The organism is Methylobacterium platani (genome assembly GCF_001653715.1).
Taxonomy (GTDB): Bacteria; Pseudomonadota; Alphaproteobacteria; order Rhizobiales; family Beijerinckiaceae; genus Methylobacterium; species Methylobacterium platani.
Genome location: NZ_LWHQ01000115.1, coordinates 2292 through 2710, shown reverse-complemented (window position 1 = coordinate 2710; position 419 = coordinate 2292). Strand labels below are relative to the sequence as shown.

Below are 419 nucleotides of genomic sequence, written 5' to 3'. Positions count from 1 at the left end.
CACCGGCCGCGTCGAGACCCGCCGCGGCCGGGCCAACCTGCTCGAGCCGCTGCTGGCCCGGTTCGCCCGCCGCAAGGCGTCGTGACCCGATCCCGGCTCCGCCCCGTCCGATCCGCAAGCCCTTTCCCGCTCGTCCTCCCCTTTCCCGCTAGCCCTTGTCCCTGAGAAGGTCGCTGAGTCCATGTTCGGCAGGAGACCCGGAGCCGCGGCGCAGACGATGCCGGCCGCGCGTCCCGCCGGCCCCGCGCCGGCCCCCGCGGAGGCGGTCGCGCCGGTCTTCCAGGACGGGCAGCGCGCCGAGGCCCCGGCCCCGCCCCGCGAGGTCCAGGCGCCGGCCGAGGCCCCGCGCTCGGACGAGTACTACCGCACGAAGAGCATGATCTTCGGCGCGCTGATCGAGGCGATCGACCTCACCCAGC

1 pseudogene is annotated in these 419 nt (G+C 75.9%); it reads left to right on the top strand.

The features are described 5' to 3' along the window. Window positions 1-181: 181 nt before the first annotated feature. A pseudogene (locus tag A5481_RS35555) lies at window positions 182-419 on the top strand (CpaF family protein); the annotation flags it as partial.